We start from the raw sequence: 24197 nt of genomic DNA on the forward strand, positions 1-24197 counted from the left end.
CCCCTTTAGAATTGTTTTAGAAATCTTATGTCATTTTCATAGAAAAGCCTTATATCATCAATACCATAGATTTGCATTGCTATCCTATCGGGCCCCATACCAAAGGCAAAGCCCGTATATTTTTCTGGATCAATTCCTACAATTCTAAATACCTCTGGATGAACCATGCCACATCCAAGAATTTCTAAGACTCCCGAATATCCACAGGCCTTACACCCAACACCCTTACAAACACCACATTCTACGTACATCTCTGCACTTGGTTCTGTAAATGGGAAATAACTAGGTATAAAATAAACTTTTCTCTCTTTACCAAACAATCTATGAGCAAAAATAGTAAGAACTCCCTTTAACTCAGCAAAAGTTATATCAGTATCCACCGCAAGCCCTTCAATTTGATGGAACATTGGACTGTGAGTCGCATCAGGCATATCTCTTCTATAACATTTTCCTGGAGCCACAACCCTAAGAGGAGGTTTCTTTTTTTCCATAACTCTTATTTGTACAGGAGAGGTTTGAGTCCTTAATAAGTGCTCTTTATCTATATAAAAAGAATCATGAGATTCTCTCACAGGATGATCACTAGGAATATTTAGAGCAGTAAAATTATAATAATCAGTCTCAAGCTCTGGTCCATAAACTACTTGAAAACCCATCTCTTTAAAAACTGTAACTATTTCTTCTATAACCTGATTTATAGGATGAATCCTTCCGAGAATCTTCCGTCTTCCTGGCAAAGTTATATCAATTTTTTCCCCCTCAAGTTTTTTCTGTAATGTCAAATATTTTAATTCTCTTTCTTTATTTTCATATAAAGTCTCAAGTTCTTCCTTCCACTCATTAGCAAGTCTTCCCCATTTGGCTCTTTCTTCTTGAGGCATTTTACCTATAGATCTCAAGATTTGAGTTAGAAAACCCTGCTTTCCTAAATAAATCCTTTTAACCTCTTCTAGCTCATTTAAACTCTGAGCTTTTAAGATTTTATCCTTCGCTTCCTTAAATTTTTCAGTATACTCTTCGCTCATCCTTTATTCCTCCTTCGTAATATATCTTTGTCTTTGAGCTTCAAAAAGGAAAACCGAGGCTGCAACAGAAACATTTAATGAGTCCACACCCTTTCTCAGAGGAATTCTTAATAATATAGGATTTAAATCTAAATACTTCTCTTTTTTAATTCCCCATGCCTCATTTCCAAGAATAAGGACAAAACTTTCTTTAAAATTTTCCTCAAAATATAGCTTACTACCTTTAGGATCCGCAATAACTATTTTCCAATCCTTAAAAAATTCTACAAAAGTTTTATCATCTGAAATCCATATAGGAACCCTAAAGATAGAACCTGTTGAAGCCCTTATAACCTTATAATTGTAAGGATCAACCGTATTCTCGCTAAGAATAAAGGCATCTACACCAACACCATCGGCTACTCTAATAATGGTTCCCAAATTTCCAGGATCTTGTATATCATCGGAATAAAGCACTATTTTATTATCTTTATTTTTCAAAATCTCCCACTTAGGAGATAAAAATAATGGAAACACCCCCATAATTCCCGGGGGTGTTTCCATAAGAGAGATCTTATTCATTAAGTTATCTTCTACAATATATAAATCGCAAGAAGAAAATTTTTCTAAGATTTCTTCTCTTTTTTTATTCCATAAACTTTTTGAGATTATTAATTTTTCAATGGAAATCCCATTTTCTTTAGCATCCTGTATCAATCTCCAGCCTTCTACTAGACATTTATTTAATTTTTTTCTCTTATTCTTATCATGGAGCTTTATTACTTCTTTTATTACTTCATTAGAAGGACTGGAGATAAATTTCATCTCATCTTACTTTGTTCACCAATGCCTCGAAGGCTTTAGGCTCATTTACACATAAATCTGCAAGAACTTTTCTATTAAGTTTTATGTTTGCCTTTCTAAGTAATCCCATAAACTTACTATAGGATAAACCATAATTTCTCAAAGCTGCATTTATTCTTACAATCCAAAGTCTTCTAAATTCTCTTTTCTTTCTTCTTCTGTCTATATAAGCACGATATAATGCTTTAATTACAGATTGGTTTGCAATTTTAAAAATCCTGCTTCTTCTTCCTTTGTATCCTTTTGCTAATTTTAATACCTTCTTATGTCTCTTTCTTGTTATTGTTCCACCCTTTACTCTCATCTCTCATCTCTCCCTATCTTATAGATTGTATGGAAGCATTCTTTCAACCTTCCAGCGATCTACACTTTTAATTTCACCAGGAATATCAAGTCTTCTTTTTCTTGCCTTTGACTTTTTACTTAAATTATGCCTTTTACCAGCCTTCTTGTGCAAAATTTTACCAGTCGCAGTAACTTTAAATCTTTTTGCAGCAGAAGATCTTGTCTTTAATTTACTCATTTTTTACCTCCTCTAATACAGCTTTTTTTGTAGAAGTTTTCTTTCCTGGAACCAACATAGTAATTAAAGAAGAACCAACTTGCTGTCCTTTCTTTTCAGCTGTGCCTAAATCAGATATGTCTTGCAAAATTCTTTCTAAAAGTTTATCACCCCATTCATTATAAATCAATTGCCTTCCTTTAAAAAGTATAATTAAACGTACTTTATATCCTTTTTCAAGAAATTCTCTTATTTTTCTAAGCTTAACCTGATAATCATGTTCTTCAATATTAGGTCTTATCTTTATCTCTTTGACCTCTGATGCTATCTTTTGATTTTTCTTTGCTTCCTTTTCTTTTCTTGCAAGTTCATATTTAAATTTACCAAAATCCATTATTCTACATACAGGAGGATTAGCATTTGGAGCTACTTCCACCAAGTCTAAGTTTTTCTCCCTTGCAATTTTTAAAGCCTCACTCACTGACATTATACCTAGTTGTTTTCCATCCTCATCAACCACCCTAACCTCCTTTGCTCTTATTTTCTCATTAACTCTATAATCTTTGTCTATTGAAAAACACCTCCTTGAAAAAATTTTAATCTTCTAAATAATCTTTTATCTTTTTACTTCTACTTGGATGACGGAGTCTTCTCAAAGCCTTAGCTTCAATTTGTCTTATTCTCTCCCTAGTCACATTAAAAAGTTTACCAACTTCTTCTAAAGTTCTTGGCTGATTATCTTCTAACCCAAACCTTAACTTCAATATCTCCCTCTCTCTCTCGGAAAGCTCATTTAATAGTTCTTCTATATCCTTTTTTAGAGATTTTTGAACAGCAATATCTGCAGGACTTAAATCTTTATTCTCTACAAAATCAGCCAATCTATTGTCTTCGTCTTCACCTACAGGCATCTCTAAAGAAAGAGGCTCTTGTCCCATCATGCTTATTTCTCTTACTTTTTCAGTTTGTTGCCTTATTTCTTCCTCAAGCACATGCTTCAGTTCTTTAGCTTTTTCATTTATCTCCTCTTTAGTTGGTACCTTATTATTTTTTGCCTTAAGATGCATCTCCACAAGTTTTTTAGCTATTTCTTCCAAAGATAATTTACTTATCTCAATAATTTCATCATCAGAAATTTTCTCTCCCGATTCTTGATATACTCCGAACTCTTGCAATTTCTGCTGTATAACCAAAAATTTTGCTATATCTTCTTCTGTAGGCTTTCTACCTAAATTTTGAGTAAGAAGCCTAGTTATTTTATGAATCTTGTTCATTGTCTCAACCATGTGAACAGGAATACGTATAGTCCTCGCCTGATCAGCAATAGCCCTAGTTATTGCCTGTCTTATCCACCAAGTAGCATAAGTAGAAAATTTATATCCTTTTCTCCAATCAAATTTCTCTACAGCTTTTATAAGACCAAGATTACCCTCTTGAATTAAATCAAGAAAAGATAAACCCCTTCCAATGTACCTCTTAGCCACGCTTACTACAAGCCTAAGGTTTGCTTCTATAAGCTTCTTCTTTGCCTCCTCATCTCCTTGCTCAACTCTTTTAGCAAGTTCTATTTCCTCCTCCGGAGTTAATAAAGGAATCTTCCCTATTTCTTTTAGATACATCTTAACGGGATCATCCAGTTCAATATCTTCGGGAATCTCAACTTCTTCCTCAATATTTTCAGGAATCTTATCTTCTTTAATATCTACATAAAGATCTTCACTATCCACAAGTTCATGATCTTCAAGAAATTCTTCAACTTCTTCTATACTTTCTTCAGGATATGGGAACTCCGCAAGGACCTCCTCGGGAGTTACTTTTTTAACCTTCTTTTTAGGCATGAAAATCATCTCCTCCTTAAAAATTTTTATCCTTTTACTTCTAAAAGACTCCTCAGAAAATAAATTTCTTCCATTAATTCTTTTTCTTTTATAGGATCATCCAACTTAGACAATTCTTCTATCAACCTATTAATCTCCTTCTTAATTCTTAACTTTTGAAAATGATCCCACAAAAAAGGAATAATATCTTCCTGATTAATAAACTCTTCTCCTGAAGATATAGCTCTATCTATAAGTACCCTCTTATCTTCATCCCACAAATTCAAAAACTCTTCCAAACTTCCTTCCCAAACCCTCCACTTCTTTAAAACTTCCTGATACAAAGGAAAAGAAAAATCTTCAGGACTCATATTTTTAATTTGAGAATTATTTATACCTAATAAAATCAATCCTAATAATACCTCTTCAGTCTTTGATACTCCAAAATAGCGCGTTATCTCAATTTTAACATTACTCTTATAACTCCTATCAGAAAAAATTCTTTTCTGAATCTCTTTTTGAATACCTTCTTCCGGTACTCCTAACCTCTTACTTATTAACGGAAGATATTGCTTTATTTTTTCTTGTTGGACTAGTATATTTTTACTACGAAGAATGGAAGATGTCAATATTTCTATAATTTCTTCTAATCTTTCTTTAAAATTCATAGGAAGGCTTAAAGTATTTTCAATTAAAAAATCCAAAGAAGGTTTACTCTCTTTAACAAATTTTAAAAATTCTTCTTTTGAATACTTATGAATAAATTCATCAGGATCTTTTACATCCTTAGGTAAAGAAAGCCAATAAACTTCAATACCTTCTACTTCAAGCAAAGATAAAGCTCTCTTTCCCGCCTGATATCCCGCAGAATCCTGATCATAACTCAATATAACTTTGTTAGTATAACTCTTTAATAATTTAGCCTGGTGAGAAGTAAACGCAGTACCCAACGAGGCAACCACATTAGTAATACCTGCCTGATGCAAAGAAATAGCATCCATATATCCCTCAACTAAAATAGCTTCTCCTTCTTTTTTAATACTCTCCTTAGCCTGATATAAAGCATATAAATTCTTCCCTTTACTAAAGAACTCACTTTCTGGAGAATTTAAGTATTTCGGCTCTTCACCAGTTAGACTCCTACCACCAAAACCTATTACTTTTCCCCTAGGATTTACTATTGGAAAAATTACCCTCCCAGCAAAAGGATCTTTCCACTCATCTCTTACAAAATAAAGCACCTTCGCCTTAATAATATCATCCTTAGAAAAACCCTTTTTCTCAAGATACCTCAATAGTAAAGTTGGATTTAAAGGAGCATAGCCTAACAAGAATTTTTCTTGAATCTCTGAAGAGATTCCTCTCTTTTTTAGATATAATTTACCCTCCGCACCATACTTACTATTAAGATATATATGATAAAAGGTTGCTACAGCTTTGTTTATCTCTAAAACAATATTAGCTTCGGTAGAGATCTGCTCTTCTTTCTTTGGAATTTCTAAACCAGCCTCACGGGCAAGTTCTTCAAGAGCTTCACGAAAAGTAAGATTTCTATAATTAATGAGAAAGGTAAAAACATCACCAGCCGCTCCACATCCAAAACAGTGATAAAGTCCCTTATCAGGGCTAACATAAAAAGATGGTGTCTTTTCCTGATGGAAAGGACATAAGCCTACATAATTTTTCCCTGTCTTTTTTAAGTTGACATACCTTGATATAACATCAACTATATTAACTCTTTGCTTTACCTCATCCACAAAATCTTCCCATACTAAACCCATCTAAAAGAACCTCCACGGTTTTGGTATGAATATACTTTCGTAAAGTTCTATAGCATATCTATCGGTCATTCCTGCCAAAAAGTCTCTTATTTTTATTATAATATTTTCCTCTTCGGGAAGATTTTTGGGAAGTTTTTGAGGATTCTTCATAAAGTATTCAAAAAGTCCTGTCAATAAAAGTTTAACTTTTTCATTCTCAGATTTCACATGAGGATTTACATATAACGTCTCATATAAAAAGGCTCTCATTTCTTCAATAGCATCTAATATCTCATAGTCAAACATTAGCCTATCTTTATCTGTACTATTTGCCACAAGGTTTTGTACCATAGTATTGATTCTATCTCTATGAGTCCTTCCTAAAACCTCTAAAACTTTTTTAGGAATATCCTTCTCTCTAATAACACCAGCCCTTATCGCATCATCAAGATCATGGTTTAAGTATGCAATAACATCAGAGAATCTCACAACTTCAGCCTCCAAAGTTTCACATACTCGAGTACTAAAACATTTTCTAAAATCTTGCTGTCCCTTGCTATGTTGAAGGATACCCATCCTCACCTCATAAGTTAGATTTAGTCCTTTACCGTTATTTTCAAGTTTATCCACAATCCTCAAACTTTGCTCTGCATGAGAAAAACCTGAAAGACCGTAAGCTTTAGATATTTCATCCAAAACATCCTCTCCCATATGTCCAAAGGGAGTATGGCCAAGATCATGCCCCAAAGCTATAGCCTCTGTTAGATCTTCATTTAGAAACAAAGCCCTTGATATAGTCCTTGCTATTTGAGAGACTTCAAGAGTATGAGTTAAACGAGTTCTATAGTGGTCTCCTTCAGGCGCAAGAAATACTTGGGTTTTATGTTTTAGTCTTCTAAAAGCTTTCGAATGGATGATTCTATCTCTATCTCTTTGAAAACGAGTTCTTATAGGACATTCTTCCTCAAAAGAAGATCTACCTTTACTGTTACAACTTAGAGTTGCATAAGGGGATAAGAATAATCTTTCTCTTTCTTCTAATTTTTCCCTAATAGTCATCCTTAAGGGGAGGGAACCTCCCTCCCCTTCCACTATCACCTCTCTATGCAGTTCTGTCTACAAATTCCATCTTCTTTTGATGCTTCAATGTAGCTTGAGCTGCTGCTAATCTTGCTACAGGAACTCTGAATGGAGAACAGCTTACATAATCAAGACCAAGGATATAACACAATTCAATAGACTTAGGATCTCCACCATGCTCTCCACATATACCTACTTTTAGATCTGGTCTAGTACTTCTGCCCTTTTGAATTCCGATCTTCATTAGTTCAGCTACACCTTCAGCATCTAAATGTTCAAATGGATCTTCCTCAATATATCCTTTTTCTCTATATATTCCTAAGAATTTACCTTCTGCGTCGTCACGGCTAAATGCAAAAGTCATCTGAGTTAAGTCATTGGTTCCAAAGGAGAAGAATTCAGCAACCTTTGCAAGTTTATCTGCTATTATAGCTGCCCTTGGAACCTCAATCATTGTACCAACCTTATACTCAACATTAACTCCACTTTCTTCAATTACTTGTTTTGCTACTCTATGAATAAGTTCTCCAAGTACTTTCATTTCAGATTCCAAAGCCACGAGAGGAATCATTATCTCGGGCTTTACAGGTAAGCCTTCTTTAGCTACTGCAACTGCAGCTTCCATAATTGCTCTAACTTGCATTTCAAATATTTCTGGATATACCATACCCAATCTACATCCTCTAAATCCTAACATTGGGTTGAATTCATGTAATCTCTTAACCACAGCGAGTAATTTTTCTTTTTCTTCTAACTCTTTACCTGTGATGCCTTTTGCCTTCATTACCTCTACTTCAACAGTAAGATCTAAAAGTGGTGGTAAGAATTCATGTAAGGGAGGATCAATCAATCTTATAGTTACAGGCTTACCTTGCATTGCCTTAAAGAGCCCAATAAAATCCTCTCTTTGTACAGGAAGAAGTTTATCGAGAGCTTTTCTTCTATCCTCTTCTGTTTCTGCAAGAATCATTTCCTGAACAAGAGGAAGTCTATTTCCAAGGAACATATGCTCGGTTCTCGCAAGTCCAATACCCTCTGCTCCATATTCAAAGGCTTTCTTAGCATCCTCAGGCGTATCAGCATTAGCTCTTACTCCAATCTTTCTTATCTCATCAGCCCAGGAAAGAAGCTCCTTAAGCTCATCACTTAATGTGGGTGGAATCATTGGAACTTCTCCAAGTATTACCTCTCCAGTAGAACCATCTATAGTTATAACATCGTCTTTCTTTACTACTACGTCTCCCACTACAAATTGTTCTTTTTCTAAGTCTATCTTAATGGCTTCGCATCCTACTACAGCAGGTTTACCCATTCCTCTTGCTACCACTGCAGCATGGCTTGTCATTCCACCCCTACTTGTTAGAACACCTTGAGCGGCAGCGAGTCCTCCGATATCATCGGGGGTTGTCTCAGGTCTAACAAGTAGAACCTTCTCTCCTTCTTTTCCTCTCTTTTCAGCCTCACGAGAAGAGAATACCACTTTACCTGATGCAGCCCCTGGAGAGGCTGGAAGTCCTTTTGCAATTACCTTTTTCTCCGCCTTTGGATCTATCTGAGCATGGAGTAATTGATTTATTTGATCAGGTGATACTCTTAAAATAGCCTCTTCTTTAGTAATCAATCCTTCTTTAACCATATCTACTGCAATTTTCACTGCTGCTCTTGCAGTTCTCTTCGCATTTCTTGTCTGGAGCATGTATAACTTACCTTTTTCAACTGTAAATTCGATATCTTGAACATCTCTATAGTATTTTTCAAGAAGGTCTCTTACTTCAAGGAGCTGTTTATATACTTCGGGCATCTCTTCTGCAAGCTTAGAGATAGGTTGTGGAGTTCTTATACCTGCTACTACGTCCTCTCCCTGAGCATTGGTTAAGTACTCACCATAAAATTCCTTCTCTCCTGTGGATGGGTTTCTAGTAAATGCCACACCTGTTCCACTATCATTACCCATATTTCCAAATACCATAGTGACAATGTTTACTGCAGTACCATAATCTTCAGGAATATTGTGGAGTTTTCTATAAATAATTGCTCTTTCGTTATTCCAAGAATCAAAGACTGCCCTAATTGCCATCTCTAATTGTTGATAAGGATCTTGTGGAAAATCTTTTCCTGTCTCCTTCTTTACAAGTTCTTTATATGCCTCTACTACTTTCTTCAAAGTCTCTGCTGAAAGTTCACTATCGAGTTTAACACCTTGCTCCTTTTTATAGTGATCTAAAATTTCCTCAAATTTCTCATGAGGAATACCTAAAACCACATTACCAAACATCTGAATGAATCTTCTATAAGAATCATAGGCAAACCTCTCATTATTACTTCTCTTGGCTAATCCTTTTACAGTCTCATCGTTCAAGCCAAGGTTTAAAATGGTATCCATCATACCTGGCATAGAGACTGGTGCTCCCGATCTTACCGAAACGAGAAGTGGGTTCTCAGGATCAGCAAATTTCTTTCCTGTCTTTTCCTCTAATTTTTTCATCGCTTCTAATACTTCTTCCATTAATCCTTCAGGAAGTTTTTTGCCATTCTCATAATATTCTTTACACACTTCTGTGGTGATTATGAACCCTGGAGGGACAGGAAGGCCTGCTTTGGTCATGTCAGCTAATCCAGCACCTTTACCACCAAAAAGCAAACGATTCTTACCATCAGCCTCTTCAAATAAATATACCCTCTTTTTTGACATATTCCATCCTCCTTACCTTTTATATTTTTTATTTTTTAAGACTTTTAAATTTATCTTAAAGAATTATACCATAATCCTTATGGAACTTATTTTAATAAAACTTTAAAAAACTAACTCAACCTACTCCAATCTAAAATTTCCCAAAATAACAATTTTATTAAGGACAAAAGTGACAATCGATTAATCCTCTCATCTTCGTTAGGAGACATAACAAGTACATTGTCAAAGAATTTTTCAATATCGTCGGAAAACTCATTTAAGAAGTCATAACTGAGAAGTACTTCGTAATTACCTTCTAATATATCGTTGAAGATCTCATTCTTTATTTTTAAATAATCTTCATAAAGTTTTTTCTCAAAAGGAGAGCTAAGCAAATTCTCACTAACTTCTTTAGGGGTAAAATCTTTTGGAAGTATCCTATAAAGCCTATTTAATGCTTTCTTTAGTTTCTCATAAGATTCTTTTTCTTTAAACTTACTTATAAAATCTAATCTTCTTTTTAATCTCCACATCTCGTCATATCCCACTTCCATTACAGCGTCCACTATATCAATAGAATACCTATCTAATAATAGATTTCTTAACCTTTGTCCAATAAAACCCATACCTTTATCAATTTGAGATAAAGGATATTTCTCCCCAAAGTTGTAAATCTCAAAAGATTTAACAAAAAGATTTCTCAAGTTTAATTTAAGACTGCTCTCTAAAAGAAGCCTCAAAAGCCCTCCACTTATCCTCCTTAACCCTATAGGATCTTCAGATCCTGTGGGAAATAGATCTAATGCAAAATATCCAGTAAGACTGTCTATTCTGTCGGCTATGCCTAAAATAGAGGCAAGAAAATTACTAGGAAGCCTATCATCTAATGTGCGGGGATAAATGTACTCTCCTATTACTTCAGGTATAGGATCCTTCTCCCCGCTAATTTTAGCGTATATTCTTCCCATAATACCATGCAGTTCAGGATATTCACTAACCATCAAAGTACCTAAGTCAGCCTTGTAAAGGTTTACAGATCTTTCTAAAATCTTATTTTCCTCAGAACTTAAACCTAAAATATTAGCTATTTCTCTAACAAGAATTCTTACCCTTTCTACTTTATCTTTTATAGTCCCTAATTGTTCCTGAAATATAATCCCTGATAGCTTTTCAGTATACTTTTCCAAAGGATGCTTAGTATCCTCGTGATAATAATACTCCGCATCTGAAAGTCTTGCCTTCAAAACTTTTTCATTACCCTGTATTACTATATCTTTATAATTGTCAGTACCATTTCTTATCACAATGAACTTATTAGTCAAATTTCCATCAGCATCTCTCAAAGGGAAATATCTCTGCTTTTTTTCCATGGTAATAATAAGTACAACTTCAGGCAGAGCTAAGTATTTTTTATCAAACTCCCCTAAGAGTGCTGTAGGATATTCTACTAAATAATTAACCTCCTTTAGAAGATCATCTTCATAATCAAGGATAAAAGAATTTTCATTAGCAATTTTATTAATTTGCTTTAAAATCTCATTCTTTCTCTCTTCTTGATCTACAATAATATAATTTTCTCTCATTACATTAAGGTAAGAGTCAGCATCTCTTATCTCAATAGGAATCTGTGGCAGAAATCTTGGCGGTCTTGAGTACCTAGAGGATTTAACCCCTGCAATCTCAACTTCTATTTCAGTGTCCCCATATAAAGCTACAATCCATCTTATGGGTCTGCCAAAATAGAAGTCCACATCTCCCCACTTCATCATTTTAGGAAATCTTATACTTTTTAGAAGAGATGTTATATAATCTGGAAGTATCTCTAAGGTATTCATTCCCTCTTTAACTTTCCTTAGAAAAATATATTTACCTTTTGGTGTCTCTTCTATATGAAGATCCTCTAAAGATGCTCCATACTGTTCCACAAATCTTTTTGCAACTTCAGTCCACATTCCATCTTTGTAACCAATATGAGCTGCTGGTCCCCTAATTTCTTCTTCTTGAGCCTCTTGTTTTTCACCGAGATTTTCTATATAAACCACAAGTCGTCTTGGAGTAGCCCAAATTTTAACACTTTCAAGACTTATCTTTTTATTCTTAAAGTACTCCAACGAGAAGTCATACATTTGCCTTATAGCAGGATCAATAAAATGAGCAGGCATCTCTTCAGTTCCTATCTCTAACAGAAAATTCTTACCCAATTTGAGCTTCCTCCTTTCTCCATGCCTTGTTAAGAAGAGGAAAACCTAATGCCTCTCTACTCTTTAAATAATTCTCAGCAGCCTTGGCAGCAAGGCGTCTGATGCGAGATATATACTGGCTTCTTTGTACTACACTTATAGCCCCCCTAGCATCAAGTAAATTAAAAGTATGAGAACACTTTAATACATAGTCATAACCTGGAAAAGTCAAACCTTCATTTAATAGTCTTTCTGCCTCTTTCTCATATTCATTAAACAGAAGTCTTAACCTTTCTACATCTGCCAACTCAAAGTTATAAATACAATTCTCTACCTCGCTTTGAAGATGAATGTCCCCGTAAGTTATACCGTCCTGCCATTTTATATCCTTGAAATCATCTATACCTTGGATATACATAGCAATACGTTCAAGACCGTAAGTAATTTCAGCTGAAATTGGAAAGAGATCAAATCCACCACATTGCTGAAAATATGTGAATTGAGTAATTTCCATCCCATCAAGCCAAACTTCCCATCCTATTCCCCAAGCACCTAAGGTTGGAGACTCCCAATTGTCTTCTACAAATCTAATGTCATGTTTTTCTATATCTATTCCAAGATACTCTAAACTTTCAATATAAATTTCCTGAACATTAGCAGGAGAAGGCTTTAAGATTACTTGGTATTGATAATAATGTTGGAGTCTATTAGGATTTTCTCCATATCTACCATCGGTAGGTCTCCTAGACGGTTCCACATAAGCAACATACCAAGGCTCAGGACCTAATACCCTAAAGAAAGTAGCAGGATTCATAGTCCCTGCGCCCACTTCTATATCGTAAGGCTGCTGAATAATACATCCTTGCTTATGCCAGAACTCATTTAGCTTGAATATAATTTCCTGAAAAAGCATAATTATACCTCCTGTTCAATTCTTTCTATCATCCTACCTATTAAGTTCAAGTTATCAAGACTATTTATATACTTTTCTCTTACTATTTCATCAAAAGTTTTATCGAGGATTTCATTAAATTCCATAACCTCTCTTAGATCTACTTTTACAGAACCTATGTCCTTACATTCTTCACAATAAACTACATTATCTCTAAGATTAAAATACATATAATCATTCTTTGACAGATCTTTTACACATTTTTTGCATTTCAATTCCAACTTACCCATATATCCTAACCTTTGTAAAAGCTTTATTAAAAAGACATCCCCTAAATATCTATCTATAAGTCGCCAACTTTTTAAAAAATCATAAAAATAACTATAAATAACTAAATCTTTAACCTCTAAAGGTATAAATTTATCAGCCCTTCTAATATAGTCAGATATTAAAATGAACTTGTCTACATCTTCTAATATCTCTAAGAATTTCTCATAAGATTCCCAGGAAATTAGTAAATCAACTTCTCTTCTCTTTACGAAATGCCCTCTTCCAACAGAAAAAATACTTACTTTTCCCCTCAAACGATTTTTGATTTTCAAAGCCCCTTTTGCAATTGCGAAAAATTTTCCCTTCTCTTTACCATAAATTGTCAATAAAAGATCACCTTCTCCTATTTTCTTCTTGAACAAGATTATCCCTTCTTCATAGTAATATCTACTCTCTAAGCTCATTTATTATGTTCACTCCGCTAGAAGTACCAATCCTGTCTGCTCCTGCATTTATCATCTCTAAAGCCTGTTCAAGGGTCCTGATACCCCCTGCAGCCTTTACTTTTAATTTATCTCCAGCCACAGATTTTAATAATCTAACATCTTGGACTGTGGCTCCTTGAGGACCAAACCCAGTAGATGTTTTTACAAAATGAGCACCTGCTTCTTTTATTATTTCTGTAGCATATATCTTTTCTTCGTCTGTCAAATAGCATGTTTCAATTATCACCTTGACTATTCTACCTTCTGCCGCTTTCATAACTTCTTTAACCTCAGAAACCAAATAATCTTTTCTTCGATCTTTCAAAGCTCCAATGTTTATAACCATATCAAACTCTTCAGCTCCAAGCTTAAGGGCTTCTTGTACTTGGCATACCTTCATGTTAATAGTTCCTGCTCCCAAGGGGAAATCAACAACCGTACATATCTTAACATTAGAACCTCTCAAAAACTCCCTTGCATAAGAAATATAATAGGGATTTATACACACAGAATAAAAGCCATATTCTTTTGCCTCTTTACACAATTTTTCAATATCGGATAATAAAGCATTTGGTTTCAAAAGAGTATGGTCTATCTTTTGAGCAAGCTCATATTTATTCATTTTTTTCACCTCATTCATATCCTAACTCTCTTAACATTTCTGGTTTTTTTCTCCACTTCTCTCTTACCTTTACCCAGAGATCAAGATAAACTTGCTTTTGATAATAAGCTTCAATCTCCATTCTAGCTAAAGTACCTATTTTTTTGAGCATCTGACCATCTTTTCCAATAATAATTGCTTTTTGAGTTGGCCTTTCCACAACAATAGTTGCTCTAATATATAGTAAATTACCATTTTTTCTTTCCTCAATCTCATCTACGTAAACCGCTACTGAATGAGGAACCTCTTGATAAGTTAGATGAATTATTTTCTCCCTTATTATCTCCGAAATAAAAAACTTATCGGTTTGATCAGTTAACATATCGGGAGGATATAAAAAATCACCCTCAGGAGCAATTTCTTTAAGTTTTTCTATAAGCAATTCTTTATTAGTACCATAAAGTGCTGAGATTTCCATAATCCTTTCTTCTTCAACCCCTAAAGAAATAACCTCCTTCTTTCTTTCTTCGAGAACCTTTGGTGATACCATATCTATCTTGTTTAACAATACTAAATAAGGTTTACCTTGATCTTTAACAAATTTTAGTAAAGTTCTGTTATCCTCATCTAGTTCTACCGATGAGTCAATAACATAAAGAACAATATCAGAATCTTCGATTGTTTTCTTAATTGTTTTCTGCATATATTCTCCCAACAAGTGTTTAGGAGGAAACCAACCAGGAGTATCAAGAAAAATAAATTGTGCATCTTCAAGGGTGAGAACACCGAGAATTCTTTGTCTTGTTGTTTGAGGCTTGTCAGCTACAATAGAGACCTTTTCCCCTACCAAGAGATTAATCAAAGTTGATTTTCCGGCGTTAGGTTTACCCACTATTCCTATGTAAGCAAGTTTTGTATTTGCCATTACTTGTCAACCTCCAAATTAAATCCTAAAGGTAAAATATCTCTTACTTTATAGATCAAAAATGTATCTTCCTTCTTGTTATAAAGTAAAATCTCCATTTCAGGTGAAAACTCGAACATTACCTGTCTACACGCTCCACAGGGTGGAACTCCATTTCCATCTTTTCCTACTATGACTATTTTTGAAAACTCCCTTTTACCTTCACTCACTGCCTTAAATATAGCTAACCTTTCTGCACAAATTGTTAAACCATAGGATGCATTTTCAATATTAGTTCCAAGATATACATTTCCATCTTTAGTAAGCAAAGCAGCTCCTACAGGAAAATTAGAGTAAGGAGAATATGAATTTTCTAAAGCCTTCATTGCTAATTCGTAAAGTTTCTTATTATCCATTTCTCTTCTCTTTCTCTTTTATTACATTTTCTATAAAACCTTTGAATAAAGGATGAGGATTTAAAGGTCTTGACTTATATTCTGGATGAAACTGTGTAGCCACAAAGAAGGGATGACTAGGTATCTCGATAATTTCCACCAATTCACCATCGGGAGATGTTCCTACGATTTTTAATCCATGTTTCTCAAAGATTTCCCTATATTTATTATTTACCTCATATCTATGTCTATGTCTCTCATATATTAACTCTTGCTGGTAATATTTATAAGAAAGAGATGATTTATCTAATACACATGGATAAGCACCAAGTCTCATAGTTCCGCCTTTTTCATTGATATTTTTTTGATTAGGCATTAAATCAATTACAGGATCCGGAGTATTTTCGTCAAACTCACTACTATTAGCATATTTTAGTCCTATACTTCTCGCAAACTCGATTACAGCACATTGAAGTCCTAAACATAGACCTAAAAAAGGTATATTATTTTTTCGTGCCCAGCGAATACCTTCTATCATACCCTCTACTCCTCGAGCTCCAAAGCCTCCAGGAACCAATAAACCTTCAGTCCCTTTAAGAACCTCTTCTACATTTTCAGCATTAACTTTATCACTTTCTACCCATCTTATATTCAGTTTTACCCCATAAAATCTTGTAGCATGCTTTAGAGCCTGTACAACACTTATATAAGCATCAGGTAAAGTAACATACTTTCCAAGAATCGTAATATTCACTTCTCCATCGAGTTCTTTATTAACCATTTTCTTCCAATCTTCAAGATCGCTATTTCTATTTTCTAAACCCAACAATTTACACACTAAATCCCCTAATCCTTCTTCTTCAAAATAAAGAGGAATGGCATATAAATCCTCTACATCCACTCCTGTAATCACCGCCTCTGGTTCTACATCGGTAAAGAGAGCAATCTTTTCTCTAATACTCTTTGGAAGTTTGGTTCTTGCCCTACATAAAATTATATCTGGCTGTATGCCAATACTTCTAAGCTCCTTTACACTATGCTGAGTAGGTTTCGTCTTCAATTCCCCTGTAGGGAAAAGAGATGGTACCAGAGTTACATGAAGATATATGACATTATCTCTTCCCACATCTTTTCTAAATTGTCTTGCCGCCTCTAAAAATGGCAAGCCCTCAATATCTCCCACGGTACCACCAATCTCAACAAGAACAATATCAGCTTTTGTCTCTCTCGCCACTAATTTAATACTCTCTTTTATTTCTTCGGTGATATGAGGAATTATCTGTACTGTGGATCCAAGATATTTCCCTTCTCTCTCTTTTTTAATAACCGAAGAATATATCTTTCCGGTAGTTACATTATTTATTGCAGAAAGATTAACATCTAAGAATCTTTCATAATGTCCTAAGTCAAGATCAGTTTCAGCACCATCTTCCGTCACAAACACTTCCCCATGTTGATAAGGATTCATAGTACCAGCATCCACATTTATATAAGGATCAAACTTTAGAGCTGTAACATTAAAGCCTTTACTTTTTAATATTCTTCCTAAAGAAGCAGTAGTTAATCCTTTTCCAAGAGAAGATATGACTCCACCTGTTACAAATATAAATTTAGTACTACTCATTTTTCTCCTCTTCTCCTTCTTTTTTAGTTTTTCTTATTATTTTTACTTTTTCTATCCTTTGTCTTCTAACACTTTCTATCACTATAATCAAGTCTCCAAGATCTATCTGTTCTCCACGAGATGGTACTCTATTTAATAAGTCTAATATAAGCCCACCTAACGTATCATATTCTGTCTCAGGTAAAGTTATACCCCAAGTTTCCTCAAGGATATCATTTAACTCATAAATATTCATTTTAGCATCCACTATTAGCGTATTTTCATCTAGAAAATTAAACTTGTTTTCTTCTTTATCATACTCATCTTCTATTTCACCAACAAGTTCCTCTAACACATCTTCAAGAGTTACAAGTCCAGCAGTACCACCGTACTCATCTACTACTATCGCTAAATGAGCCTTCTTTTTTCTCATTTCATTAAAAAGCTCATTTATTTTCATATTCTCAGGAACATATATTACATCTCTTAGAATATCTTTTATTTTTACATTAGGATCTTTTTCTGCGAGAGCCTTCAAGACATCTTTTGCATGTACTATTCCTACTATATTATCAATACTACCCTCATAAACTGGAATTCTCGAATGTCCTTCTTCTATAATTTTCTTCCAAACTTCTTTAAGAGGACTATCCACACTAACACAAACCATATCTATTCTAGGAACCATGATTTCATGAACTTCAGTATCAGTAAATTCTAAAACATTACTTATAAGCTCTTTTTCTTCCTTCTCAATAATACCTTCCTTTTCTCCTACATTTACAAGGGTTAAAAACTCATCCACAGTTGCAAAAGGAGATATATTTTCTCGAGTTTTACCCATAAATTTATAAAAGATATTACTAAAACCTAGAATTAATCTTGTTATCGGAAGAAAAATTATATAAAAAGGATAGAAAATATTAATTGCCCTCAAAGCATATTTCTCTTTTAGTTTCAAACCAAAACTCTTAGGAATTACCTCTCCAAATACTACAATGAAAAAAGTACTTAATCCTGTAGCAATCGCAATACCAAAATTTTTAAATGCAGAAAGAGCTATCTTGGTCGCTATTGCTGAGATCAAAACATTTACAAGATTATTGGCAATAAGAATTGTACTAAGCACTTTTTGACTGTCTTCCATAAGCTTAATAAGTCTAAGTGCTCTTTTATCTCCGTTATCTGCTAAATGATGGAGTCTAATTTTTGGAAGAGAAAGTAGAGAAGTTTCAAGAGCCGATAAAAATCCTGAAATAACTAATAAAATAAAAAGTGATAAATATTCCAGTTTAACCTCACGCCCCTTTAAATTAATCTGGAGATATATCTAAAGAATATTAATAACCCTGATACCAATGCCATCAAAGCCAAAATAAAAACAGCAGAAGCAGAGAGATCTTTAACTACCTTTATTTTAGGAGAATACTCTTCGGAGAGAACATCCATTGCCCTTTCAATAGATGAGTTAAAAAACTCAGCACTAATCACCACACCACATAATTATTAATAGCTTATCTGTTGAATCAAAATTTAAAACTATTGATAAAATTATGACAATTATTGCTATAAATGCTTGAATTTTTATATTTCTTTCATATTTCAAGCCAAAAACTAAACCCTCTATAGCTTTTGACACACTTTCAATAAGATTTCTATTTCTCATTATCTCCAAAGAGAAATCAGATTTTTAGTTTCCTTTTCCATTTCCCTATAGTCCTCTTCCTTTTCATGATCATAACCAAGTATATGCAAAAGTCCATGTAAGGTCAAAAAAGCAACTTCATCTATAAGATTTTTATTATTTTCCTCCGATTGAACGCGAGCAGTATCTATAGATATATAGATTTCTCCAATTATTCTCCCCTTAGGATCCTTTCCAAGAGAAAAAGAAAGAACATCGGTAGGCACATCTTTTTTCCTATATTTACTATTAAGCTCTCTTATCTTTTCATTATTCACGAAAACTACTGATATATCATACTTGTTAGGAAGAAGTCCCTTCTTCTTTAAAACTTCCTTAACAAAATTTTTAATCCTCTCATTCTCTTTCTTTTCAAAATACCCATTTAAATCAAATACATTAACACTCATTTATTTTGTCTCCCATCTTTCGTAAGCTTTTATGATCTCCTTCACTATATCGTGTCTTACTACATCTTTTTCAGTAAGTTCCACAAAACCTATACCTTTTATACCTTTCAATACTTCCCAAGCATGATTCAATCCAGAAGTTTTACCTATATCAAGATCTGTTTGTGTTATATCCCCTGTAACAACCATTTTACTGCCTTCTCCAAATCTTGTAAGAAACATTTTCATCTGCATAGGAGTAGTATTTTGAGCCTCATCCAAAAGTATAAAAGAATATTTAAAAGTCCTTCCCCTCATATAAGCAAGAGGGGCAACTTCAATTATATTTTTCTCTACATACTTAGTAAGTTTCTCAAATCCCAACAACTCTTCTAAGAAATCATAGAGAGGCCTTATATAAGGATCTACTTTCTGCTGAATGTCCCCAGGGAGAAAACCTAACTTTTCCCCTGCTTCTACTACTGGTCTTGTTAAGATCATCTTCTGTACAAGATTATTCTTTAACATATTCAAGCCTACTGCTATCGCAAGAAAACTTTTTCCTGTGCCTGCAGGACCTTTTGCCAACACTATATGATTTTTTTCAATTTCTTCTACATATCTTTTCTGCCCTGGGGTTAGTATCCTTACTATCTTCTTATCAAAAACAAATACCCTATGACTTTGAAAAGTTTCACCTTTCTTAGAAACAGATATTTGATCCAAAAGAAAAGCTTCCACCCTTTTTACGGACTCTGGCTCTCCGTAAATCACTACCTTATTGTCTTCTAACTTAATTTTTACATTATCTATTTCTTCTAATGACTCGAGGTTTTTCAATATATCTTCTTTATAAATTGCTACCTCTTTTGGAATTACTATCTCTGTCCTTGTTAATGCTCTCTCCATAAAAATTTATTTACTTCTTTTTTTTAGATTGAGCTTTTTTTCTATTTCTTTTTTCGCTAGGTTTTTCATAATACTCGTGTCTGCGAATATCTGCAAGAACACCATCTTCCTGCAATTTTTTCTTAAATCTTTTTAATGCACTATCAAGGCTTTCATCTTTTCCTACTCTTACTTCAGTCACAATCTTCCCTCCTTTCTTATAATTTAGCTTTTACTTTGCTTTCTAAATGCTCACCTAACACTTTCTCATTCTCTTCATCTATCGTCAATAATCTTACCTTTGTATAATCACCCTCTTTCAATAACAGATTACTCTTAAACTCTACTTTTATATAATTTTCAGTGGTACCCCTGTACACATCTCCTTCTTTTTCCTCAACCATCACCTCTATTTCTTTACCTAAGAATTTACTTACATATGTTTTCCATAACTTGCTACTTAATTTTATCAATTTTTCTTTTCTTTTTGTAATTATTTCATAAGGCAAAGGCTTAAGATCATACGCCTTAGTAAAAGGACGTGGCGAAAAAGGAAATACATGTATTCTCATAAAACCTATTTTTTCCGCAAAAAGATAAGTATTGTTGAAATTTTCTTCACTCTCCTCAGGATAACCTACTATTATGTCGGTAGTGATAGCTATATTAGGCACCTTTTCTCTTAGTTTATAGATAATATTTTCAAAATATTTTGTATCATATCTTCTATTCATCTTTTTCAAAATATCATCATCACCACTTTGGAGAGGTATATGCCAATGTTTACACAACTTAGGATGATCTGCAAGTTCTATAAGATTTTCTGTGATATCCATAGGCTCTATAGAACTCAATCTTATTTTTGCTAATCCATCTATTTCAAAAAGATTTAAAAGAAGTTTATAAAGAGCATCCTTATCTCCCCAATCGCTTCCATAAGTCCCCAATCTTATACCTGTTAGAATAATTTCCTTAAAACCACTCTCAACAAGTTTCTTTGCTTCCTCAACTACTTTATCTAAGGGTTTACTCCTCTCTCTACCTCTTAAATAGGGCACTATACAGTATGAGCAAAAATTATTACAACCATCTTGAATCTTCAGAATTGCCCTCGCTCGATCTTCTGAACTAACAAAACCTGAATTCTCATCTCCCCCAAAAAATCTCCATTTCTCTTTATTATCCAGTATTAAATCTACAGGAATAATTTCTGAAGATAATTTGAGTCTTTCAGAATAACATCCTGCAAGGATAATTTTAGCCTCAGGGAAATGATTTTTAATAAAATTAATTAGCCTTCTTGCTTTTCTCTCAGCTACATGAGTTACAGCACAACTATTTATGAATATTAAATCAGCTTTTTGTCCAAATGGAACAACTTCGAAGCCTAAATTCCTTGCCAATATTTTTAAATGCTCAGTTTCATATTGATTTACCTTACACCCAAAAGTATAAAAAGCAATCTTTCTCAAGATATTAAATTAAGCCTAAGCCTCCTTTCTCATAGAGAAGGAGAGCTGAAGCTACGATTGCGGCTGTTTCAACCTTCAGTATTCTCGGTCCCATATTAAAAAAAATACCTCCGTATTTCTTCATGAGCTCAATTTCTTCATCAGCGAAACTTCCCTCTGGACCTATAAAAAGAAAAATCTTATCTTTAATTTCTCTCCTATTCATAATATCTTTTAAACCTAATTCGGCCCCTTCCCACGCAACCACTATATCAAAATCTTTTTCCCTTGCTAAACTTAAACACTCTTCCAAACTCTTAACTTGATACAATAATGGCAACCTATTCCTTCCACACTGTTTAACTGCTTCTCTTATGATCTTATTCCATCTTTCATATTTTTTGACTAAGCCGTCTTTTGATAAGTTTACAATACTCCTTTGAGTTTGTAAAGGAATAAAACCTACAACTCCAATTTCGGTACATTTTTCTAAAATAATTTCCCAGGATTCTCTCTTAGGTAGACTTTGACACAGATAGACCTCAACATTAGATTCTTTATCCTCCAACTCCCCTATAATTCTGCATACTATCTTGTCTTTTTCTATTCTTTCTACATAAGTCTCATATATTTTTAAGTTGTAATTTACATTGATTTTTTCTCCTTCTCTTACTCTTAAAACATTAACAAGATGAAAAATATCCTCTTTGTCCTCTATATAAAGTAAGTCTGGTTCTTTAAAAGAAGTGGCAAAAAACGTAGGTGACATACTATCAATCATTCACCCAAAATCTGCGTAAGCTTCTCTGATAGAGTCTTACCGATCAATTCTACAAAAGCAAGCATTCTTTCATATTTCATTCTCTTAGGTCCTATCATCCCTATAGACCCAGTAATATTCTCGCCTAAGGAATAAATCGTAGTTATAACACTACAATCACTGAGCTCTGGAATATTTATCTCCTGTCCAATAAGTATGGTAAGCCCCTTATTCAAAAAAGCAGTGAACAATAAAGATGATAGAGTTTTTTCTTCTTCTAATACATCTACTAAAGTTTTTACTTTGTTAATATCCTGAAATTCTAAATGATTTAAGATTTTAGAAAGTCCAGCTACAAATACTCCTTCTTCTTTTCCTGCATAAATTAGCTCTTTTAATATATCTTTTAATGTTTTAATAATCTCGGAAGGAATGCTAAGTTTTTTACTCTCTCTATCTAAATCCCAATATATTTTTTGTAATTCTTTATTTCCAAATTTTCTATTCAACTCTAACTTTACCTTTTGCAACTCATCTTCCGTAATAGGAGTTGATAATTTTATAATTTTTTCCTTAACTACACCTGTTGAGGTGGTTACGATAATAACTACAGTCTCTTCTCTCAAATCTACGAACTCTATCTTCTTAAGAGTTGCCTCCCTTAATTGTGGGTACAAAACAACCCCAATAAAAGACGTCCTTTCAGACATTAATTCAGCCACTTTTCTAAGAAGACTCTCCCAATCAAGAACCGAAAAGATTATACTATTTGCGATCTTAACATCTTCCTCATGTAATTCGTACCCATCCAGCAAAAAATCCACATAGAACCTATAACCTCTATCTGAAGGAATTCTTCCAGCCGAAGTATGAGGCTGTATCAAGTACCCTTCTTCCTCAAGATCTGCCATTTCATTACGTATAGTAGCTGGACTCCACCCCAATAGGTACTTCTTAGCTAGTACCCTTGAGCTTACTGGATGAGCCGATTCTATATAATCTTTTACAGTTATTTTTAATATAATCTTTTTTCTTTCGTCTAACAAATTTAGCACTCTCCTTATTCAATTGCTAAAATATCCAATAAAATATTAGCACTTAATTTTACTATATGTCAATAGTAATTGATAATAGTTATAAATTTTAAAAATTATGTACTTTGTTTAGGTGTACTACCTCCTTTATAAGGTTGATAAGGTACAGGAATATACTGAACAGAAGGTCTTGTTCCAGGAGATTGAGGATACAAACTCATAAGAGCATAAATTTCTTTTGGCAAACCAACTTTTACTGGAAGACCTAATTTTTGAGCCTCTTCAACCGTTATAGGATAATCATGAGTCCAGGTACCTGTAGAAAGAATTTCTGCAATCTCTTTTGCTTTTTCTTCAGACATTTTATCTTTTAACAATTCAAAAACCGATTCCTTCACTTGTCTAATTGCCTTTTCTGCCACATCTCCAAGAATTAGGGTCTTATCCTCAACCTTCTCCACTCCTTTTTTATTAATAGCATTTAAAATCGATGCAGCAGGATACTCTCCAAGTTGAGGATCCACAGGACCAAGAACTGCATTCTCATCCATTACAATTTCATCTGCTGCAAGAGCTATAAATGTACCTCCTGACATAGCATAATGAGGTACAAAAACAGTAACTTTACCTTTATGATTCTTTAATGCATGAGCTATCTGCTCAGCCGCCAAGACTAATCCACCTGGAGTATGTAAAATTAAATCGATAGGCATATCCTCAGGAGTCAATCTTATAGCTCTCAAAACTTCTTCTGAATCCTCAATATTAATATATCTTGCGATGGGAATACCTAAAAAGTTCATAGTTTCTTGCCTATGTATAAGGGTTATAACCCTTGATCCTCTTTTTTTCTCAAGAGTCTGAATTAGACGAAACCTTTCAGCCTCTATCACTCTTTGTCTGACTATCGGAGAAAGACTGCTTAATATAAATATGATCCAAAAAATATCCCAAAAACCCATT

General features: G+C 33.8%; 24 protein-coding genes and 1 pseudogene. All 25 read right to left on the reverse strand.

Translation table 11 applies throughout. The features are described 5' to 3' along the window. Window positions 1–5 precede the first annotated feature (5 nt). The 25 genes and pseudogenes from pheS to DICTH_RS05870 all read right to left on the reverse strand — a co-directional run bounded on the left by pheS (window position 6) and on the right by DICTH_RS05870 (window position 24196). Window positions 6–1025, reverse strand: coding sequence for a phenylalanine--tRNA ligase subunit alpha (gene pheS, locus DICTH_RS05745; protein WP_012547498.1), 1020 nt, complete (start codon window positions 1023–1025; stop codon window positions 6–8). A 3-nt stretch (window positions 1026–1028) separates the two neighbouring features. Beyond that, window positions 1029–1829 (reverse strand): TrmH family RNA methyltransferase, encoded by an 801-nt coding sequence (locus tag DICTH_RS05750; RefSeq protein WP_012547128.1) that lies wholly within the window; start codon window positions 1827–1829, stop codon window positions 1029–1031. A gap of 1 nt (window position 1830) precedes the next feature. Beyond that, window positions 1831–2172, reverse strand: coding sequence for a 50S ribosomal protein L20 (gene rplT, locus DICTH_RS05755; RefSeq protein ID WP_012547794.1), 342 nt, complete (start codon window positions 2170–2172; stop codon window positions 1831–1833). An 18-nt stretch (window positions 2173–2190) separates the two neighbouring features. Beyond that, on the reverse strand, window positions 2191–2391 hold the full coding sequence (rpmI, locus tag DICTH_RS05760; protein ID WP_012548347.1) for a 50S ribosomal protein L35: 201 nt from the start codon (window positions 2389–2391) through the stop codon (window positions 2191–2193). Beyond that, window positions 2384–2941: a translation initiation factor IF-3 gene (infC, locus tag DICTH_RS05765; RefSeq protein ID WP_081428032.1), complete on the reverse strand. Its 558-nt coding sequence runs from the start codon at window positions 2939–2941 to the stop codon at window positions 2384–2386. Before infC ends, rpmI begins: the two co-directional genes overlap by 8 nt. Window positions 2942–2966: 25 nt before the next feature. Then, window positions 2967–4208, reverse strand: a complete 1242-nt coding sequence (locus tag DICTH_RS05770) for a sigma-70 family RNA polymerase sigma factor (protein WP_012548654.1) — start codon at window positions 4206–4208, stop codon at window positions 2967–2969. A gap of 26 nt (window positions 4209–4234) precedes the next feature. Continuing rightward, the gene (gene dnaG, locus DICTH_RS05775) at window positions 4235–5968 is read right to left on the reverse strand and encodes a DNA primase (RefSeq protein ID WP_012547716.1); all 1734 of its coding nucleotides are present in this window, start codon (window positions 5966–5968) and stop codon (window positions 4235–4237) included. Then, entirely contained in the window at window positions 5969–7006 is a 1038-nt protein-coding gene (locus DICTH_RS05780) for a deoxyguanosinetriphosphate triphosphohydrolase (protein WP_041723557.1), read from the reverse strand. A gap of 43 nt (window positions 7007–7049) precedes the next feature. Continuing rightward, window positions 7050–9719 carry a pyruvate, phosphate dikinase gene (ppdK, locus tag DICTH_RS05785; protein WP_012548733.1) on the reverse strand — a complete coding sequence of 890 codons (2670 nt, stop codon included), beginning with the start codon at window positions 9717–9719 and terminating at the stop codon, window positions 7050–7052. 110 nt (window positions 9720–9829) lie between these two features. After that, window positions 9830–11899 (reverse strand): glycine--tRNA ligase subunit beta, encoded by a 2070-nt coding sequence (glyS, locus tag DICTH_RS05790; RefSeq protein ID WP_012548016.1) that lies wholly within the window; start codon window positions 11897–11899, stop codon window positions 9830–9832. Next, window positions 11892–12791 carry a glycine--tRNA ligase subunit alpha gene (gene glyQ, locus DICTH_RS05795; protein ID WP_012547456.1) on the reverse strand — a complete coding sequence of 300 codons (900 nt, stop codon included), beginning with the start codon at window positions 12789–12791 and terminating at the stop codon, window positions 11892–11894. Before glyQ ends, glyS begins: the two co-directional genes overlap by 8 nt. A 2-nt stretch (window positions 12792–12793) precedes the next feature. Beyond that, complete coding sequence (gene recO / locus DICTH_RS05800) at window positions 12794–13504, reverse strand: DNA repair protein RecO (protein WP_012548750.1); 711 nt, start codon at window positions 13502–13504, stop codon at window positions 12794–12796. After that, window positions 13488–14147, reverse strand: a complete 660-nt coding sequence (gene deoC, locus DICTH_RS05805) for a deoxyribose-phosphate aldolase (protein WP_041723559.1) — start codon at window positions 14145–14147, stop codon at window positions 13488–13490. The genes recO and deoC overlap by 17 nt, the downstream gene beginning before the upstream one ends. Before the next feature lie 10 nt (window positions 14148–14157). Further along, complete coding sequence (era, locus tag DICTH_RS05810) at window positions 14158–15051, reverse strand: GTPase Era (RefSeq protein ID WP_012548491.1); 894 nt, start codon at window positions 15049–15051, stop codon at window positions 14158–14160. Continuing rightward, complete coding sequence (gene cdd / locus DICTH_RS05815) at window positions 15051–15446, reverse strand: cytidine deaminase (protein ID WP_012548098.1); 396 nt, start codon at window positions 15444–15446, stop codon at window positions 15051–15053. The genes era and cdd overlap by 1 nt, the downstream gene beginning before the upstream one ends. After that, complete coding sequence (locus tag DICTH_RS05820; RefSeq protein WP_012547271.1) at window positions 15439–17049, reverse strand: CTP synthase; 1611 nt, start codon at window positions 17047–17049, stop codon at window positions 15439–15441. Before DICTH_RS05820 ends, cdd begins: the two co-directional genes overlap by 8 nt. Then, a complete protein-coding gene (locus DICTH_RS05825) occupies window positions 17042–18358 on the reverse strand; it encodes a hemolysin family protein (RefSeq protein ID WP_330216908.1) in 1317 nt (438 codons plus the stop codon). The genes DICTH_RS05820 and DICTH_RS05825 overlap by 8 nt, the downstream gene beginning before the upstream one ends. Further along, window positions 18337–18694: pseudogene (locus DICTH_RS10415) on the reverse strand (diacylglycerol kinase). Before DICTH_RS10415 ends, DICTH_RS05825 begins: the two are co-directional and overlap by 22 nt. Continuing rightward, window positions 18694–19122, reverse strand: a complete 429-nt coding sequence (ybeY, locus tag DICTH_RS05840; RefSeq protein ID WP_012547613.1) for an rRNA maturation RNase YbeY — start codon at window positions 19120–19122, stop codon at window positions 18694–18696. Before ybeY ends, DICTH_RS10415 begins: the two are co-directional and overlap by 1 nt. Continuing rightward, window positions 19123–20010 (reverse strand): PhoH family protein, encoded by an 888-nt coding sequence (locus DICTH_RS05845; protein WP_012548686.1) that lies wholly within the window; start codon window positions 20008–20010, stop codon window positions 19123–19125. A 10-nt stretch (window positions 20011–20020) separates the two neighbouring features. After that, window positions 20021–20191, reverse strand: a complete 171-nt coding sequence (gene rpsU / locus DICTH_RS05850) for a 30S ribosomal protein S21 (RefSeq protein WP_012547397.1) — start codon at window positions 20189–20191, stop codon at window positions 20021–20023. Between the two features lie 16 nt (window positions 20192–20207). After that, a complete protein-coding gene (locus DICTH_RS05855) occupies window positions 20208–21461 on the reverse strand; it encodes a MiaB/RimO family radical SAM methylthiotransferase (RefSeq protein WP_012548439.1) in 1254 nt (417 codons plus the stop codon). Window positions 21462–21465: 4 nt separating this feature from the next. Then, window positions 21466–22221 (reverse strand): RsmE family RNA methyltransferase, encoded by a 756-nt coding sequence (locus DICTH_RS05860; RefSeq protein WP_236608252.1) that lies wholly within the window; start codon window positions 22219–22221, stop codon window positions 21466–21468. Then, the gene (gene hrcA / locus DICTH_RS05865; protein ID WP_236608253.1) at window positions 22218–23255 is read right to left on the reverse strand and encodes a heat-inducible transcriptional repressor HrcA; all 1038 of its coding nucleotides are present in this window, start codon (window positions 23253–23255) and stop codon (window positions 22218–22220) included. The genes DICTH_RS05860 and hrcA overlap by 4 nt, the downstream gene beginning before the upstream one ends. 95 nt (window positions 23256–23350) lie before the next feature. Then, complete coding sequence (locus DICTH_RS05870; protein WP_012547327.1) at window positions 23351–24196, reverse strand: SDH family Clp fold serine proteinase; 846 nt, start codon at window positions 24194–24196, stop codon at window positions 23351–23353. Between the last annotated feature and the right edge of the window lies 1 nt (window position 24197).

The organism is Dictyoglomus thermophilum H-6-12, assembly GCF_000020965.1.
Lineage (GTDB): Bacteria > Dictyoglomota > Dictyoglomia > Dictyoglomales > Dictyoglomaceae > Dictyoglomus > Dictyoglomus thermophilum.